The organism is Nonomuraea sp. NPDC005650, from assembly GCF_040605375.1.
Classification (GTDB): Bacteria; Actinomycetota; Actinomycetes; order Streptosporangiales; family Streptosporangiaceae; genus Nonomuraea.
In genome coordinates this window covers 90,957-108,042 of the sequence record NZ_JBEXCR010000011.1, presented here as the reverse complement: position 1 = coordinate 108,042, position 17,086 = coordinate 90,957, and the positions used below count along the sequence as shown (strand labels likewise).

Annotated in this window: 14 protein-coding genes; 6 read left to right on the top strand and 8 right to left on the bottom strand. The window is 70.5% G+C overall.

The features are described from left to right. Nucleotides 1-123: 123 nt before the first annotated feature. Nucleotides 124-1,968: a ricin-type beta-trefoil lectin domain protein gene (locus tag ABZS69_RS20380; protein ID WP_355374418.1), complete on the top strand. Its 1,845-nt coding sequence runs from the start codon at nt 124-126 to the stop codon at nt 1,966-1,968. On the opposite strand, the gene sthA is transcribed toward ABZS69_RS20380, so the two are convergent. Beyond that, on the bottom strand, nt 1,969-3,384 hold the full coding sequence (sthA, locus tag ABZS69_RS20375) for a Si-specific NAD(P)(+) transhydrogenase (protein WP_355374415.1): 1,416 nt from the start codon (nt 3,382-3,384) through the stop codon (nt 1,969-1,971). 60 nt (nt 3,385-3,444) lie between these two features. Between sthA and ABZS69_RS20370 the strand changes: the two genes are divergently transcribed. Continuing rightward, a complete protein-coding gene (locus tag ABZS69_RS20370; protein WP_355374412.1) occupies nt 3,445-4,275 on the top strand; it encodes a PhzF family phenazine biosynthesis protein in 831 nt (276 codons plus the stop codon). On the opposite strand, the gene ABZS69_RS20365 is transcribed toward ABZS69_RS20370, so the two are convergent. The 6 genes from ABZS69_RS20365 to ABZS69_RS20340 all read right to left on the bottom strand — a co-directional run bounded on the left by ABZS69_RS20365 (nt 4,253) and on the right by ABZS69_RS20340 (nt 9,179). Next, nucleotides 4,253-5,089: a biotin-dependent carboxyltransferase family protein gene (locus ABZS69_RS20365; protein WP_355374409.1), complete on the bottom strand. Its 837-nt coding sequence runs from the start codon at nt 5,087-5,089 to the stop codon at nt 4,253-4,255. The two genes, ABZS69_RS20370 and ABZS69_RS20365, sit on opposite strands and share 23 nt — an antisense overlap. Then, entirely contained in the window at nt 5,086-5,700 is a 615-nt protein-coding gene (locus ABZS69_RS20360) for an allophanate hydrolase subunit 1 (RefSeq protein ID WP_355374406.1), read from the bottom strand. Before ABZS69_RS20360 ends, ABZS69_RS20365 begins: the two co-directional genes overlap by 4 nt. Next, entirely contained in the window at nt 5,697-6,452 is a 756-nt protein-coding gene (locus ABZS69_RS20355; RefSeq protein WP_355374403.1) for a 5-oxoprolinase subunit PxpA, read from the bottom strand. The genes ABZS69_RS20360 and ABZS69_RS20355 overlap by 4 nt, the downstream gene beginning before the upstream one ends. Nucleotides 6,453-6,475: 23 nt before the next feature. Continuing rightward, complete coding sequence (locus ABZS69_RS20350) at nt 6,476-7,246, bottom strand: thioesterase family protein (RefSeq protein WP_355374401.1); 771 nt, start codon at nt 7,244-7,246, stop codon at nt 6,476-6,478. A 42-nt stretch (nt 7,247-7,288) separates the two neighbouring features. Next, entirely contained in the window at nt 7,289-8,779 is a 1,491-nt protein-coding gene (locus ABZS69_RS20345) for a hypothetical protein (protein WP_355374929.1), read from the bottom strand. A 175-nt stretch (nt 8,780-8,954) separates the two neighbouring features. Then, nucleotides 8,955-9,179 carry a hypothetical protein gene (locus ABZS69_RS20340; RefSeq protein ID WP_355374398.1) on the bottom strand — a complete coding sequence of 75 codons (225 nt, stop codon included), beginning with the start codon at nt 9,177-9,179 and terminating at the stop codon, nt 8,955-8,957. 154 nt (nt 9,180-9,333) lie between these two features. Here ABZS69_RS20340 and ABZS69_RS20335 point away from each other — a divergent pair, with 154 nt between their 5' ends. The 3 genes from ABZS69_RS20335 (at nt 9,334) to ABZS69_RS20325 (ending at nt 14,141) form a co-directional block, all read left to right on the top strand. After that, entirely contained in the window at nt 9,334-9,897 is a 564-nt protein-coding gene (locus ABZS69_RS20335; RefSeq protein WP_355374395.1) for an HhH-GPD-type base excision DNA repair protein, read from the top strand. 246 nt (nt 9,898-10,143) lie between these two features. Beyond that, nucleotides 10,144-12,240, top strand: a complete 2,097-nt coding sequence (locus ABZS69_RS20330) for a SpoIIE family protein phosphatase (protein ID WP_355374392.1) — start codon at nt 10,144-10,146, stop codon at nt 12,238-12,240. Nucleotides 12,241-12,482: 242 nt separating this feature from the next. After that, complete coding sequence (locus ABZS69_RS20325) at nt 12,483-14,141, top strand: RNA polymerase sigma factor (protein ID WP_355374390.1); 1,659 nt, start codon at nt 12,483-12,485, stop codon at nt 14,139-14,141. Between the two features lie 617 nt (nt 14,142-14,758). On the opposite strand, the gene ABZS69_RS20320 is transcribed toward ABZS69_RS20325, so the two are convergent. After that, nucleotides 14,759-15,505 carry a peroxide stress protein YaaA gene (locus tag ABZS69_RS20320; protein WP_355374387.1) on the bottom strand — a complete coding sequence of 249 codons (747 nt, stop codon included), beginning with the start codon at nt 15,503-15,505 and terminating at the stop codon, nt 14,759-14,761. A 297-nt stretch (nt 15,506-15,802) separates the two neighbouring features. Between ABZS69_RS20320 and ABZS69_RS20315 the strand changes: the two genes are divergently transcribed. Then, a complete protein-coding gene (locus tag ABZS69_RS20315) occupies nt 15,803-16,528 on the top strand; it encodes a GNAT family N-acetyltransferase (protein ID WP_355374384.1) in 726 nt (241 codons plus the stop codon). The last annotated feature ends 558 nt before the right edge of the window (nt 16,529-17,086 follow it).

The window sequence follows — 17,086 nt, the reverse complement described above, 5'->3', positions numbered from 1 at the left end:
TCCTGTTTCATTTGTTTCATCGCTTGACTCGGCTCTTCACTCATGCTGACCTAAGAGAAAGTTTCTTTATTGTTTCATTTGTTACATGGGCGTCACCCCCCAGCCCGGAAGGGAAGCAGAGCCGTGTCCCGAATACTCACGCTCGCCTGCGCGATCGTCTTAGCGCTGGCCGTGCCCGTCCCGGCGTACGCCGCCGGCGAGACGGTGAACGTCTGGCTCACCACCACCTCGGACGCCGGAGGCCGGAACGTCACCCGCGGCCTCGCGCAGCAGACCCCCATCGCCTTCGGCCCCGCCGGCGGCAGCGCCAACCAGACGATCACCGTCAACGAGGGCACCACGTACCAGCAGTTCGAGGGCGCCGGCGCGTCGATCACCGACACGACCGCGTACCTGCTGCGCGGCGGCCCCGTCAGCGCGGCCACGCGGGACGCGGCCATGCGCAAGCTGTTCTCGCCCACGGACGGGATCGGCCTGTCGTTCGTCCGCAACCCGATCGGCGCCTCCGACCTCTCGCGCCCCGGCATGGTCTCGCTCGACGACACCTGCTGCGACCTGAACGACTTCGGCGCCAACGGCTACGACACCAACGTCCGCCTGCTGACCGTCCAGGCCAAGCAGCTCAACCCGGAGCTGCGGGTCAAGGCCGTGCCGTGGAGCGCGCCCGGCTGGATGAAGGACAACGGCCGGATGGACCAGATGGGCTGGCTGAAGTGGGAGTACTACAGCACGTACGCCCAGTACTTCGTCAAGTACATCCAGAGCTACCAGGCCGCCGGGGTCCCGGTGAACTACATCTCGGTCCAGAACGAGCCCAACTGCTGCCAGGCGTCCAACCCGACCGCCATGAACTACCCCGGCATGAGCTGGAACGCCTCCGGCCTGACCGAGCTGACCAAGAACTTCGTGTACCCGGCCTTCCGGGCCGCCGGCATCAACACGAAGGTGCTCGTCCACGACTGGAACTACGGTGACTACGGCCAGATCGGCGGCCCCATCCTGGCCGACGCGACGCTGCGGAACGACCCGCTGTTCGGCGGCATCGCCTGGCACGGCTACTTCGGCGACCCGGCGGTCGGCTCGCAGGTGCACGCCCAGTATCCGTCGGTGCCCCAGTTCAGCACCGAGCACTCCGGCGGCACCTGGATCGGCAACCAGCACAACGAGGACATGGCCGACATCGTCAATTACACCCGTAACTGGAGCCGCAGCGTGGTCAAGTGGAGCCTGGCGCTCAACCAGTCCATGGGCCCGCACAACGGCGGCTGCGACGTCTGCACCGGCCTGATCACGGTCCAGGAGGGCGGCTCGCGCGCCGGCCAGGTGGACTACACGATCGAGTACTACACGACCGGCCACCTCACCAAGTTCGTCAGACCTGGGGCGTACCGGATCGACTCGACCGCCAACTCCACGGTGCAGAACGTCGCCTGGCGCAACCCCGACGGCTCCAAGGCCCTGATCGCCCACAACGGCGGCACCTCGGCCCAGTCGGTCAGGGTCAACTGGGGCAACCAGTCGTTCGTCTACACGCTGCCCGCCCGTACCACCGCGACCTTCACCTGGTCGGGCACGCCGGGCGGCAGCCCCGGCGGCACGATCACCGGCCTGGCCGGCAAGTGCGTCGACGTGGCCGGCGGCAGCGGCGCCGACGGCGCCGCCGTGCAGCTCTACACCTGCAACGGCAGCGCCGCCCAGCAGTGGACCCGGCCGGGCGACGGCACGCTGCGTGCGCTCGGCAAGTGCCTCGACGTGGTCGACCGCGGCACCGCCGACGGCAGCAAGCTCCAGCTCTGGTCGTGTTCGGGCGCCGCCAACCAGCAGTGGACCTACACCTCGGGCCGGGACCTGGTGAACCCCGCCGCGAACAAGTGCGCCGACGTCACCGGCAACTCCAGCGCCGACGGCGCCCGGCTGCAGATCTGGACCTGCACGGGCGCCGCCAACCAGAAGTGGACGCTGTCGTGATCACATGCCGGCGGTGAGGCGGGCGACCACCCGCATCTTGTTCATCGCGTCCAGCGCGGCCACCTTGTACGACTCGGCCAGCGTCGGATAGTTGAACACGGCGTTGACCAGGTAGTCGATCGTCCCGCCGCACCCCATGACCGTCTGCCCGATGTGCACGAGCTCCGTCGCCCCCGTGCCGAACACGTGGACTCCGAGCAGCCGCCGGTCCTCGGGGGAGACGAGGAGCTTGAGCATCCCGTACGAGTCGCCGATGATCTGGCCCCTGGCCAGCTCCCGGTACCGCGAGATGCCCACCTCGAACGGCACCTTGTCCCGGGTCAGCTCGTCCTCCGACCGGCCGACGAAGCTGATCTCGGGAATGGTGTAGATCCCGATGGGCGGCAGCTCGCGGGCGTCCTCGACCGGCTCACCGCACGCGTGCTGCGCGGCCACCCGCCCCTGCTCCATGGAGGTGGCCGCCAGCGCGGGGAAGCCGATCACGTCGCCCACGGCGTAGATGTGCGGCACCTCGGTGGCGTAGTTGGAGTCCACCGAGATGCGGCCGCGGGCGTCGGCGGCCAGGCCGGCGGCCTCCAGGCACAGCTCGGTGGTCTTGCCCTGCCGCCCGGCCGAGTACATGACGCAGTCGGCCGGGATCTTCTTGCCGCTCTCCAGCAGGGTCAGCGCGCCGCCGGGGCGGCGCTCGACGGCGGCCACGTTCTCCCCGAAGCGGAACGTCACGGCCAGGTCGCGCAGGTGGTACTTCAGCGCCTCCACGATCTCCAGGTCGCAGAACTCCAGCATGCGCTCGCGCCGCTCGATCACCGTCACCTTGGTGCCGAGCGCGGCGAACATGGAGGCGTACTCGATGCCGATGACCCCGGCCCCCACCACGACGAGGGTCTCGGGGATGCGGTCGAGGTGCAGGATCGCGTCGGAGTCGATGATCGTCCTGTCGTCGAACTCGACGCTGCCGGGACGCGCGGGCGAGGTGCCGGTGGCGATCACGACCTTCTCAGCGGTGATCTTCGTCTCCTCGGACTTGCCCTCCTCGTGCGTGATGCCGATCGTGTGCGCGTCCAGGAACCGGCCGGTGCCCTGCAGCACCGTCACATGGTTGCGGGCGAGCTGGCTGCGGATCACCTGGATCTCGCGGCCGATCACGTGCTGGGTGCGCATCCCGAGGTCGGTGACCGTGATCTCGTCCTTGACGCGGTAGCTCGCGCCGTACAGCTCCCGCTGGTTGAGCCCTGTGAGATAGAGGACGGCCTCCCGCAGGGTCTTGGAGGGGATCGTTCCCGTGTTGATGCACACGCCGCCGAGCATGTGTCGTTTCTCGACCACCGCGACGCGCTTGCCGAGCTTCGCCGCCGCGATCGCGGCCTTCTGCCCACCTGGCCCGGAACCCAGGACCACAACATCAAAGTCCGCCACACCGTACAGTCTGCTGGTGGCGTGTTAACGGGAAAAGACCTGTCTGCGAGACTCCGAAGTATGTTGCGCCCTTTCACCGAGGTTGACGTCTTCACCACCACCCCGTACCACGGGAACGCGCTCGCGGTCGTGCTCGACGGCCAGGGGCTGACGACCGAGGAGATGCAGCGGTTCGCCACCTGGACGAACCTGGCCGAGACCACCTTCCTGCTGCCGCCGACCACGCCCGAGGCCGACTACCGGGTGCGGATCTTCACCGCGTCCAAGGAGCTGCCCTTCGCCGGGCACCCGACGCTGGGCACCTGCCACGCCTGGCTGGAGGCCGGGGGAGCGCCGCACCAGGAGGGCGAGATCGTCCAGGAGTGCGCCGCCGGGCTGGTACGCGTGCGCGGGACCGGCGACGGGCTGGCCTTCCACGCGCCGCCCCTCGTGAGATCGGGCCCCGTGGAGGAGCCGCTGGCCGAGAGGATCGCCGAATCCCTCGGGATCGGGCGCGCCGACATCGTGGCCGTCGAGTGGGCCGACAACGGCCCCGGCTGGGTGGCGGTGCTGCTCGCGGACGCGGAGTCCGTGCTCGCCCTGCGCCCCGGCCTCGTCCCCAACTTCGTGGGCGTGGCGGGCCCCTACCCCGAAGGGGCGCCGTACGACTTCGAGGTGCGGGCGTTCACGCACGCGCACGGCTCCACCATCGAGGACCCGGTGACGGGCAGCCTCAACGCGTCCATGGCCCAGTGGCTGCTGCGCTCTGGCCGGGCCAAGGCCCCGTACGTGGCCCGCCAGGGCACGGTGCTCGGCTTCTCCGGCCGGGTGCACATCTCCACCGACGCCGAGGGGGACGTGTGGGTGGGCGGCTCCGTGCTGACCTGCGTCACCGGCCAGGTCGAACTGTGAACCGCACCTCGTCGCCCGGCCTCAGCTGGGCGGCGACCGGCAGGTCCGCCTCGCGTACGACGCCGATCACCGGGTAGCCGCCCGTCGGCGGGTGGTCGGCGAGGAAGACGATCGGCTGCCCGCTCGGCGGCACCTGGATCGCCCCGGTGACCATGCCCTCGCTCGGCAGCTCGCCCTGCCTGGCCCTGACCAGCTCGGCGCCGCTCAACCGCACGCCGACCCGGTTGCTGTCCTGGCTCACGGTGTACGGCCGCGCGCACAGCCCGGCCAGCGCGTCCGGCGCGAACCAGTCGTCACGCGGCCCCGGCGTCACCCGCAGCACGGCGGGCCGGGGCCCGGGCGGCGGCGCCAGATCGACGGAGATCACGCCTTCGGGCCGTCCGACGGGCAGCAGCGTGCCCGCCCGCAGCGGCTCCGGGCCGAGCCCGGACAGCGAGTCGGTGGAGCGGCTGCCGAGCACGGGCTCCACCGCGATCCCGCCGCGCACGGCCACATAGGTGCGCAGCCCCCAGTCGGGCATGCCCAGCCGCAGCTCCATGCCCTTCGCGACCCAGAACGGCGCCCCCATCCCGGCCGCGCTGTCCAGGGGCGCGCCCGCCAGCGCCACCCACGCCCCGTTGTGGAACAGCAGCCGCGCCATCCCGAACGTCAGCTCGACCCCCGCCAGCCCCTCCGGGTTGCCCACGAGCCTGTTGGCCAGCCGCAGGCTCGGCGCGTCGGCCGCTCCCGAGCGGGGCACCCCCAGGTGGGCGAGGCCGGGCCGCCCCAGATCCTGGACGGTCGCGTACGGCCCCGCCGCCAGCACCTCGATCATGTGGACTCGAACCGCACGCGCATGCCCGGCCTGAACAGGGAGGGCGGGTCGGCCGTCACGTCCCACACCCGCACGGACGTGCGCCCGATCAGCCGCCACCCGCCCGGCGAGGCGCTCGGATAGACCGCCGAGTACGGCCCCGCCACCGCCACCGACCCGGCCGGCACCGACGTGCGCGGCGTGTCGAGCCTGGGCGTCTCCAGCACCGGATCCAGCCCCGTGAGGTAGGCGAACCCCGGAGCGAACCCCAGCCACCCCACCACCAGCTCCCGCCCCGCGTGCCGGGAGACCACCTCGTCCGCCGAGATCCCGGCCAGTGCCGCCACGGAATCGAGATCCGCGCCGTCATAGACGACGGGAATCGTCACGACCTCCCCCTCGGCCGCCGGAGCACCGGTTTTGTCCCGCTCGCGGCCGACGACGTCCGCCAGAAGCGTACGCAACCGCGCCTGATCCGCCCCAGGAGCCACCACGAGCACCGTCTCGGGCCCCGGCACGATCTCCACCACCCCGGCCGGCCGATCGGCCCGCAGCGCCGCGTCCAGCCGGTGCGACAGCTCCAGCGAGCCGGTCTCCACGAGCAGCCCGTGCTCCCCGGCCGCCCGGATCACGCGAACGCCTGCAGGACCACTCCGGCCGCCAGCAGCGTGTCCCGCACGCCCTGCGCCAGCCGGACGGCGTCGGGCGTGTCTCCGTGGACGCAGATGGAACGGGCGGAAATCGGGATGGAGCTGCCGTCGACGGCCGTCACAGAACGTTCCACGGCCATCTGGCACGCGCGGGTGGCCACCGCGACGGGGTCGTGGATGACCGCGCCCGGCTCCCTGCGCGACACCAGCATCCCCTCGGGGGTGTACGCGCGGTCGGCGAACGCCTCGCTCACGGTCGGGACGCCCTGGGCGGCCGCCACCGCGTGCACCACCGAACCGGGCAGCGTGAGCACCGGCAAAGAGCGGTCGTAGTCGGCCACCGCGTCGATCACCGCCGCCGCCTGCGCCTCGTCGCGGCAGATCCGGTTGTAGAGCGCGCCGTGCGGCTTGACGTAGGAGACCCGGCCGCCCATGGACCTGGCGATGCCGTCGAGGGCCGCGAGCTGGTAGAGCACCTCGGCGCACAGCTCCTCAGGCTCGGCGTCCATCTCCCTGCGCCCGAAGTGCGCCAGGTCGCGGTAGGACACCTGCGCGCCGATCGTCACGCCGCGGTCGACGGCCGCCGCGCACGTGCGTCTGATCGTCACGGGGTCGCCCGCGTGGAAGCCACAGGCCACGTTGGCGCTCGTGACGATGTCGAGCAGGGCGAGGTCGTCGCCGAGCCGCCACACCCCGAACCCTTCACCCAGGTCGGCGTTGAGGTCGATCACCATGGCAGTAGAGGCTATATCGGCGCCTATCTCGGTGCGACGAACAACGTCTGGATCGCCGTGCCCACTTCACCTGTCTCGTCGTACAGGGTGGACCGGGTCAGGCCCCTGCCGGACGGGCCGAGGACCGTGGCGGCGTCTATGCGGATCCACTCGCCCTCGGGGGCGCGGAACAACGCGATGGTCAGGTCCACGTTCACGAACACGTGCGTGTCGAAGCCGAGGGCGGCGCTGACGCCGTTGCCGCTGTCGGCGAAGGCCGCCAGGCGCTCCATCGGGGTGATCTCCTCGCCCTCGACCAGCGAGACCGTGAACCGGCCCCAGACCTTGGCGGGGCCGGGCTCCGTGGGGCCGCCCTCGACGAATCGCCAGTCGAGGGCCCGGCCGTACCCGAAGCCCGAGCCGAGCCACGAGCGGGCGACCTCCTCAGAGGGCGGCGGGATCGGTCCAGGCGGGGCGGGGACCGGCGAGGCGGGTGTGTCGGCCGTCCGGATGCGCCAGGCGCTGGCCCTGGCGTACTCGCGGCCGCCGGACGAGACGCTCGCCGACAGGCACTGCACGCGTTTGCCGTCGCGGGTGACGTCGGTCGCGATCTCCAGCTCGGCCACGGGCACCGGCGCGAACACGTCCACCACGAGCCTGGACAGTTCCAGGCCGGGACGCGGCGCGGTCGCGGCCAGCTCGTGGACGATCAGGGCGGTGACCGGGCCCATGTGCTGGGCGCGCGGGTCCCACGGGCCCTGCGTGTGCTCGGAGGCCCGGTAACGCCCTTCGGCCAAGCGGGTGTACATCGCCATAGAAGGAAATTCTATGGCGGACCGCTCATGGCGGGATCGTGTTCAGAACTCGTCCGGGATGTCGGCGATGTCGTCCAGCGCCGCCGCCAGCTCGTCCGGGTCGCCGCCGATCCGCTCGGCGATCTCGATCAGCACGTGGAGCACGTCGTGGCGGTCGTGGCCGAGGTCGAGCAGGCGCTGCGCGGCCTCCCACAGCTGCGGCGGGTCGCCGTCCCACATCCGGGTGGCGATCTCCTCGTGCCAGGCCAGGTGCTCCTGGTCGATCGTTCCACCGTGGTCGATCTCGAGCAGCGTGCGCCGGTCCGCCTCGTCGGCGGGGTTGAGCTTGTCGAGCTCGATCCCGTTGTGGACGCCCTGCAGGTAAGGGAACGCGAAGGCCCGCCTGGCCAGCGCCGACAGGTCGCCGTCCGGCAGCAGCCGTTCCAGCAGCGGCCGGTCGATCCCGAACGACGTCGGGTCCCGGTACGCCTCGGGGAACTTGCCGATCGCCTCCCACACCGCGTCCAGCGTGGCCTTGAGCCCCTGCTCGGGCAGGCCCGTGCGGTGGGCGGCGAAGCGCACCCACGCCGACAGCACGTGTGGCATCGCCTCCTGCTCGGCCACGCTCAGCATCACCTTGCGCGGCAGCCAGTCGAGCAGGAACGTTTCACATTTGGTCGGGCTGACCCGCAGCGGACGGTTGAAGTCCTGGTCGCAGCCGTAGTCGATGAGGTGGTCGGCGCAGCGCGAGGCCGCCGAGGGGTCGGACAGGTGCTCGGCCGCGTCGGACGCCAGGAACTCCGCCGCCAGCATGGCCCGCCGCTCCCTGCTGTACGGGGCCTCGGTGTGCCGCGGCGCCGGCCGCTTGCGCCCGGGCGGCAGCGCCTTGAGCCTGGCGCGGGCGAAGGCGTGGTAGGCGCTGTAGCTGTCGCTCACCGGCGGCGGCGTCTTCGGCTCCCTGGTGGCCTTCATGGCCGACTCCAGCAGCGCCCTGGCCTGCTCGGGCTCGACCTCCTCGAACAGCAGCAGCGGATTGCCCGCCGCCTCGGCCCTGGCCTGCTCCAGCAGCTTGTCGACCTGCGAGGACACCCAGGCGTCCCGGGCCATGCCGCTCATGTTGTAGTCGACCACCATGACGAGCGCGTGCCGGTCGACGGGCAGCGACTCCTCGTCCCAGCGGTAGGCGAAGGTGCAGATCACCGTGTCCTGGTCGCCGTACGCGTCGCGGGAGACGTAACAGCCCGCCGGTTTGACCGCGCCCACCCGGTCGGCCCAGCCCGGCCTGGCCACCCCCGACTCCATCATGGCCAGCGCCGCGCCCTCGGCCTTGGCGCCCTGGCGGGCCGTGCCGAGATAGGCCAGGCAGATGAGCAGCGTCAGCGAGGCCGGAGTGCCGGCCTTGGCGGCGTAGTCGACCAGCCCCTCCCCGAGCACCTGCTCCACGTCGCCGCCCCTGACCCGCCTGCCCCACCAGGCTCCGACCATGTCGGAGACCATCAGCTCCGCGTCGAGAGGGGTGCGAACGGCGAGCAGCTCGCGAGCCGCCTGCACCATCTCCTTGAACACGTCGTCTGGCGGGGTGCTCTCCCGGGGATCTCGTCGGTGTCGGCGCACACCCTCACTCTCTCGTATTCCAGGCGCAAACGGTGCGTAGAACTCGGCCTGGTGACCCCGATGTTATCGGGGACTTCTGGATGGGACTTATCTGGACTTCCGGGCTTTTCTTTGTCTACCGGGAACTTCGGGGCGGAGGCGCTGAGTTGACGATCGCGAGCAGGTGCTCGCGAGCGATGCGCTCCACGATCTCCGGCGTCGCCGAGACGCCTAGATGCTGCGCACACGCGCACACGTCGGCCACGCAGCGGTCGATCGTGTCCACGGGCACGGTCAGGAACTCTTCGGCCAGCCTGAGACTGACCGGTCCCCGCAGGAACCGTGTGGCCAGAGCGAGCATAGAAGTGAGATTCCTCTGGAGACCGGGGGGCAAACCCCCAGGAATGTCGGCAGGGCGACTTGCGCTCCCATTCCACCTTTTCTCGGGCAGCTGTCAAGGCTCCGCGGCGGTTGTGTTCACTTCACCCGGTGCCCATTCGTGCGAAGCTGTCTCCATGCGCATCCAGCTCGCCCAGCGGAGCGAGGCAGACGAACTCCTCGGCCGCAGTCCACTCGCCCTGCTCGTCGGCATGCTGCTCGACCAGCAGATCCCCATGGAATGGGCGTTCACGGGTCCGTACACGATCTCCGAGCGACTGGGCCACGACCTGACCGCCGCGGAGATCGCCTCCTACGACCCGGACGCGTTCGCGGCGCTGCTGGCCGAGAAACCGGCCGTGCACCGCTACCCCAAGTCCATGGCGGCCCGGGTCCAACAGCTCGCCTCCTACCTCGTGGAGCACTACGACGGCCGGCCGGAGGGCCTGTGGGCCGACGCCGCCGACGGCAAAGAGCTGTTGAAACGACTGATGGCCCTTCCGGGTTACGGCAAACAGAAGGCCCAGATTTTTCTGGCATTGCTGGGGAAGCAGTTGGAGGTCCAGCCGCTGGGCTGGCGGGAGGCGGCCGGACACTATGGCGAGGACGGGTCGCACCGGTCGGTCGCCGACGTGGTCGACGCCGACAGCCTGGCCCAAGTGCGAGCTTTCAAGCAGGAGGCGAAGCGCGCGGCGAAGTAGTTGGGCCCGGGGTCTCGGCCCCGGCGATCGAGCGCTGTAACCTGATCTTGCTGCGCAATGTGGAGCGACTTTGACAGGATGCGTAGACCCTAAAGGCGACCGGGCCGGGACGGGGGCTTCCGTCCACACATGCCCATCGCCGATGATGTACTGCAGAATCCGGTCGCCCGGAGCTGCGCTACGCCGATACACAGTTATGGAGATGTGCCGCGTGGGAGACCCTGGCACGCGACGGAGGTGCGGACCATGAGCGCCGAGACCTCCGTTCCCCGTCCCCGGGAGTCGGATGTGGACATCTCAGACTCCGCCCTGTTCAAGGGCATGCTGTCGGAGGCCGAGTTCGCCTTCGCGTTCTTCGACGGTGACGGCCGCATCCAGCGGGTCAACGACGTGTTCAGCGACGTCGTCAACGTGCCCGCCGAGCGCATGGCCGGCCGGCAGCCGGTCGAGGTGCTCGCCGCCGACCTCAGCCAGATCATCACCCACGCCGTGCAGGCCGTCATCGAGACCGACGCGCCCGTCACCGAGGGCCGCGTACGCGTGCGGTCGGCGGAGGGCGACACCAGGCACTGGTCGCTGTCGTTCTCGCCGGTCCACGACGAGGCCGCGGGCGAGCTGCGCGCGATCGCGCTCGTCGGGCTCGACGTGACCGAGAGCCGCCAGACCGAGGAGGCGCTGCGCCGCAGCGAGGAGCGCTACCGCTCGCTCGTCGAGGCCCAGTCGCAGCTCGTCTGGATCACCTCCCCCACCGGCGCGGTCGTCGAGGACGCGCCCCAGTGGCGCGCCATCACCGGTCAGGGCCTGGAGGAATACCTCGCCAACGGCTGGCTGGAGGTCGTCCACCCCGACGAGCGCCAGCACACCGAGGAGGCCTGGAGGGAGGCGCTGCGCGGGCGCACCATGTTCGAGTGGAACTACCGCGTGCGCACCCGGGCCAGCGGCTACCGCCACTTCGAGGTGCGGGCCGTCCCGATCATCAGGCATGGCCGGGTCGTGGAGTGGGTCGGGGCCAACACCGACGTCACCCCGCAGCGCGAGGCCGAGGAGATGCGCGGCCGGCTGACCGACCAGCTCGGCGCCGCAGCCCTGCGCACCGCCCGCCTTCAGGGCGCCACGGCCCAGCTGGCCGAGGCCCTGACGGTCGAGCAGGTGGTGCAGGTCATCATCGACGTGGGCCGCACGGCCCTGGCCGCCGACCGCTCCGCCGTGGCGCTGCTCGACCCCGACCGCGCGGCGCTCAAGCTGATCAACGGCGAGGGCATCCTGGACGCCTCCGGGATCACCGGTGACGAGATCCCGCTGTCCCACTCCAACGTGATGACCATGGCCGTCAACAGCCGCCGGCCCGTGTTCGCCGAGTCGCCCGAGTCGCTGAAGGCCCAGTTGCTCGAGGCGGGCGACGACGACGAGATCCTGGCCAACAACCTCACCCACGGTGACGAGCGGGCGTGGGTGGGCCTGCCGCTGCTGGCGGCAGGAAGGGCTCTGGGAGCGCTCCGATTCTCCTTCACCAGGCCGGTGAAGATCTCCCAGGAGGACGGCGTCTTCCTGGAGGCGCTGGCCGGCCAGTGCGCGCTGGCGGTCGAGCGGGCCACGCTGTTCGAGCGCGAGCACCGCACGGCCGAGACGCTCCAGCGCAGCCTGCTGCCCGACCGCCTGCCCGTGATCAAGGGCCTGGTGCTGGCTCAGCGCTTCCGCTCCGGCAGCCGCCACGTCCAGGTGGGCGGCGACTGGTACGACGCGTTCGTGCTACAGGACGGGCGGGTCGCGGCGGTCGTCGGCGACGTCATGGGCAAGGGCGTCAAGGCCGCGGCGGGCATGGGCCGCATCCGCAACGCAATGCGGGCGCTGGCGCTGACCAACCCGCCGCCCGCGGCCGTGCTGACCGGTCTCGACCGGGTCTTCGAGGCCACGGAAGAGGAAGAACAGGTCACGACTTTGGCGTACATGGTCGTGGAGCCGGTCACCGGCGAGGGCACGCTGGCCCTGGCCGGACACCCGCCACCCGTCCTGGTTTCGCCACAGGGCACGGCGATCCTCTGCGACGCCGAGCCCGGCACTCCGCTAGGCTGGCCGACCAGTCGCAGGCAGTTCCGGTTCGTGGTGCCGCCTGGCCATACTGCCGTGCTCTACTCCGACGGCCTCGTCGAGAACAGGAAGCGCGGGCTGGATGGCGGTTTGGCAGAGCTTTGCAGTGTTGTGACCGAAGCGCCGCCAGAAGTTGTGAGTAGTCCGCACATGCTGCTGGACTTCCTGGTTGACCGGATGTTGTCTGGATATGAACAGGATGATGACGTTACCGCGCTAGCAATTCACGTCCCGCCAGCCACGAAGAGTGACTGAATGAAACAGTCATAACGGTTGCTTTCGGGTATCAGTGCCCCGCTTACGTACGCACTACTGTCTCGGTCGGCCTAGGGTGGAGGACAACCGCCGGGAGGTGGCCGTATGGAGCGCGGGGTCGTGCCAGAATGCTGTGCAGGTCCGTCGCGGTCCGCACGGCCTCACCGATCTCCGAGAGAGGCAACAGCCCCCCAGCGGGCATCTGGGTCCATTGTCGCCACGCGTTCGTTCGAGAGGTGTTCGTGTCGCCTGCAAGTTCGACTCGCTCGAAGCCACAAGAGCTGAACGAGCCCGTCATTCAGCGACTGCTCGAGCGTGGGCGCTCGCAGGGTTTCCTCGAGTCTGAGGATGTTCGTCAGGCCTTCGAGGAGGCGGACATCCCCATGTCGCACGCCGCCGCGTTCTTGCGGAACCTCAGCAAAGAGGGCGTGACCGTGGTGGTGACCGCCGCGGATTCGGCTGCGCCGAAGAAGTCTCGTGGTCCAGCAAAGCGCCGCACCGCTGCCCCCGTCAAGACCAAGACGGCGGCAGCCGCCAAAGAGCAGCAGCCCGAGACCGTGACCGCGGTCGTGGGCGCCACAGAAGCCGAGCCGGCCGCCAAGAAGGCGGCCCCTGCAAAGAAGGCCGCTCCGGCGGCGAAGAAGGCCGCGGCTCCCGCCGCCGCCAAGAAGGCCGAGCCGAAGAGTGCTGGGCCTGCCGAGACCAAGACGAAGCCCGAGTCCCGGGCTGACTCCGACGACGACGAGGACATCGAGCTCGACGGAGACGTGGAGCTCGAGGACCTCGAGGACATCGAAGTCGACGACGAAGAGATCGTGGCCGAGGAGTCCGACTCCGAGGACTCCGACTCCGAGGAGTCGGACGACGACTCCGAGGCCGAGCCCAAGCCCTCCGAGGTCGCCGCGGCCGCGAAGACCGAGGACGAGGTCCTCATCCTCTCCGACGACGACGATGACGCCCCGGTCGCCCAGGTGGCCGCCGCCGGCGCCACCGCCGACCCGGTCAAGGACTACCTCAAGCAGATCGGCAAGGTCCCCCTGCTCAACGCCGAGCAGGAGGTCGAGCTCGCCAAGCGCATCGAGGCGGGCCTGTTCGCCGAGGAGCAGCTCGGCGGCGGGGAGACCGAGGGGCTGCCGGTCGATGTCAAGGCCGAGCTGGAGTGGATCGCCGAGGACGGCCGCCGGGCCAAGAACCACCTGCTGGAGGCCAACCTCCGGCTCGTGGTCTCGCTGGCCAAGCGCTACACCGGCCGCGGCATGCTCTTCCTCGACCTGATCCAGGAAGGCAACCTGGGCCTGATCAGGGCCGTCGAGAAGTTCGACTACACCAAGGGCTACAAGTTCTCCACCTACGCCACGTGGTGGATCCGGCAGGCGATCACGCGTGCCATGGCCGACCAGGCGCGGACCATCCGCATCCCGGTCCACATGGTCGAAGTGATCAACAAGCTGGCCCGCGTCCAGCGGCAGATGCTGCAGGACCTCGGCCGCGAGCCCACGCCGGAAGAGCTGGCCCGCGAGCTGGACATGACGCCCGAGAAGGTCGTCGAGGTCCAGAAGTACGGGCGCGAGCCCATCTCTCTCCACACCCCGCTGGGTGAGGAGGGCGACAGCGAGTTCGGCGACCTCATCGAGGACTCCGAGGCCATCGTCCCAGCCGACGCCGTCAGCTTCACGCTGCTCCAGGAGCAGCTGCACTCCGTTCTCGACACGTTGTCGGAGCGGGAGGCGGGCGTCGTCTCGATGCGCTTCGGTCTCACCGACGGGCAGCCGAAGACGCTGGACGAGATCGGCAAGGTTTACGGGGTCACCCGTGAGCGCATCCGCCAGATCGAGTCGAAGACCATGTCCAAGCTGCGCCACCCCTCGCGCTCCCAGGTCCTCCGGGACTACTTGGACTGACCACGTCCGAATCCCCCGCCCCGCCCGGTCCTTCCGCGCGGGGCGGCGGCATTCCCACCCCCTGCTCCCCTCAACAACCGCCACCACCCCACCCGCCGCCGGCCCCATCCAGGGTGACCACCGGCCCGACCGCCACCCCCACCGGCCCGGACCACCACCCCCATCGGCCTGACCACCGGACCCTGCCCCGCACGCAGGTGGGCGGCGGCAACCCCATCGGCCCAACCGTTCTCCAGCGGCATCTCCGCTGCTCTACACCGGCGCCACCACTCCGCAGCCAGCATGTGCGCTGCAGGCCGTCCAGCGCCGGAGCCCCCTGTCTCACCCCAGGCGCATCCGCACCAGCAGCGGCGACTACCGCGCTGCTGAAGGCGCTCGCCCTCCTGATACCCGGCGCTTCCGCCGCGCTGTTGGCGCCCGCGCATATCCAGCGCACGGTCGCACGACACGCCCGGGCGACGCGCGGCGGTCAATTCTGCGACAGCCAGCGCCGCGGCACTCCCGGCGCGCGCCTCACAGCAGCACGTTCACACCCATCGCCCCGCCTACCCCGTCGTTGTGAGCGACCGCGAGACGGCGGCCCCGGCGTCGCCATCCGCAGACGGGCGCCACCGCCCTTACGCCGGGTCGGTGACGTGCACGTCGAGGGTCCAGGGCCGCTTGGCGCGGGCGGGTTCGGCCAGGTCGATGGTGTAGCCCAGGGCGTCGAGGGTCTTGGCCAGCTCATCAGGGGTGGCCGGGGCGGTGTCGTGCCGCAGAAGGGCTCGGGCGATCTCGCCCCGGGTCGCCTTGGCCATGTGGCTGACGACCTTGCCGTCCCGGAACACCCGTACCGTCACCGACCGCTCGCCAGGCTGCCAGGCGCCCGCGTACGTGGCCGAACGGAGATCCACCACCAGCCCGGAGTCGCGGTCCAGCTCCTTGGCGATCAACGGACGCCAGAACGTGGCCAGCCCGCCGAGAGACGGGAGATTGACGCCCATCGAGAGCCGGTACGGCGGGATGAGATCTGTGATTCTCACCACACCCCACAGGCCGGAGAAGATCAGCACCGACTCCTCCGCCCGCCGCCGCGCCTCGTCGTCGAGGGTGCCCAGCCCGAGGTTGTCGTAGAGGACGCCGGTGTAGAGATCGGCGGCCGGGAGGGTGGGGGCGGTCTTGAGCACGGTGTTCTTGGCCAGCTCGCCCGCCAGCCCGGGCGTGAGGCCGAGCACGTCGAGGGCGTCGCGGCGCTTGGAGGCCCGTACGAGCGCGTTCAGCACGCGTTTGCGGGCCTTGTCGAGGGCGGGGAAGGACAGCTCGCCGACGGGCGGCCCACTGCCTTCGGACGCCTTCCCTTCGGACGGCGGCAACAGGATCAGCACAACCCCCTACCCTATTGCCCCTGGTCGTGGCCTCTCCCGCCGTCCCGCCAGGATCTTTTACGGTGGCCCGACCGGACACCACCCGCCGACCATGGCCGGGCCCTGTCCAGGGTGACGCCCACCGGGCGGACCTGGCCGGCCACCGCGACGGCGCCCACTGGGCCGTGTTCTTCGCGGAATCGTCGGCCTCAGGCGCGAACTCCCAGCACAGCGGCGAGCCCGGCCTTGTCGGGGGCCGAGGATCGCAACCGGCAGCCGGGAGGACGGGCGCATTTGGGGGTTGGCTAGGCTGCGCGGGTGAATTTCGACCTTCTTGTCCATGAGGCCTGGCCCGCCTACGAGCAGCGCATTCATGACGGATGGGTGCTTCGTTACGCCGGAGGCGTGACCAAACGGGCCAACTCGGTGCTCCCGCTGAACGCGCCCGCCGACCTGGACGGGGCCATCGAGGCGGCAGAGGCCTTCTACGGGGAGCGCGGGCAGCGTTGCGTCTTCTCCCTGGGCCCGAGCTCCATGCCCGGCCTGGACGAGGAACTGGAGCGGAGAGGCTACGACCTGGTCGACCCGACCGTCATCATGGCCGGCTCGCCCGCCGCCCCTCCGCCAGCTCACAAGGTGAGGATCGAGGACCGGCCGTGGCGGGGCTGGCTGGAGACGTGGTGGGCCGTGGACGGTCGCTACGGCACCGGGTTCGAGGACGCGGAGCGTATCTGCACCGGGGTGCCGGCCTGGTACGCGGCGCTGGAGGAGGACGGCGTACCTCTGGCTGTGGGCCGGGCCGTGCCCCAGACCGACACCTCCGGCGGGTCTTCGCAGAGTGACACACTTGGGATCTACTGCATGGCCACCCTGCCCGAGGCCCGCCGCCGAGGGCTGGCCCGTGCGGTCATTCGGGCGCTTGTGCGGCATGCGGGTGCGAAATCCGCCTATCTGGTCACCACCGCCCCGAACCTGGCCGCGCAGGCGCTCTATCGCGGTGAAGGTTTCGAGATCGCGGACCGCTATCACTACCGGGTCCGCTGACTCCCCACCCACCCGGATCCGCAACACGCTGCGCCAACTCGGCCACCGACTACCGGTCCGCTGACTCTCCGCCCACCCCACCCACTCAGCGCGCTCGCCCTGCCCACCCGCCAGTGCCGCGCCCACCTTGCCCGTGCGCCCGCCCTGCCTGTGTCTCTGGCCTGCCCGTGCGCCCGCCGTGCCTGCCTGTGCGCCCGCCGTGCCTGCCCGTCCGCCCCCTGCCCGGCCGCCCCTTGCCTGTGCGCCCGCCCTGCCTGCCCGCCAGCGCTTTGCCCACGCCTCCGCCCTGCCTGCCCGCGCGCCCGCCTGCCCGTCCGCGCCTTGCCCGTGCATGAGCCCTGCCTTCCCGGGCGCCCTGCTGGCGCGTACCGGGATGGTTGCATGAGTGCACTCGGGTGCCCGAGCGCGTGTCGGGACGGAATGGCTGGCCACCTGCACACCCGCATGAATGGTCGCAAAGCCGCGTGTCTGGACCCACAGTCGCGTGTCTGGATACACGGTCGCGTGTCTGGCCGCGAAGCTGGGCGGCTGTGTGCGTACCCGCCCTTCGTCGTGCGC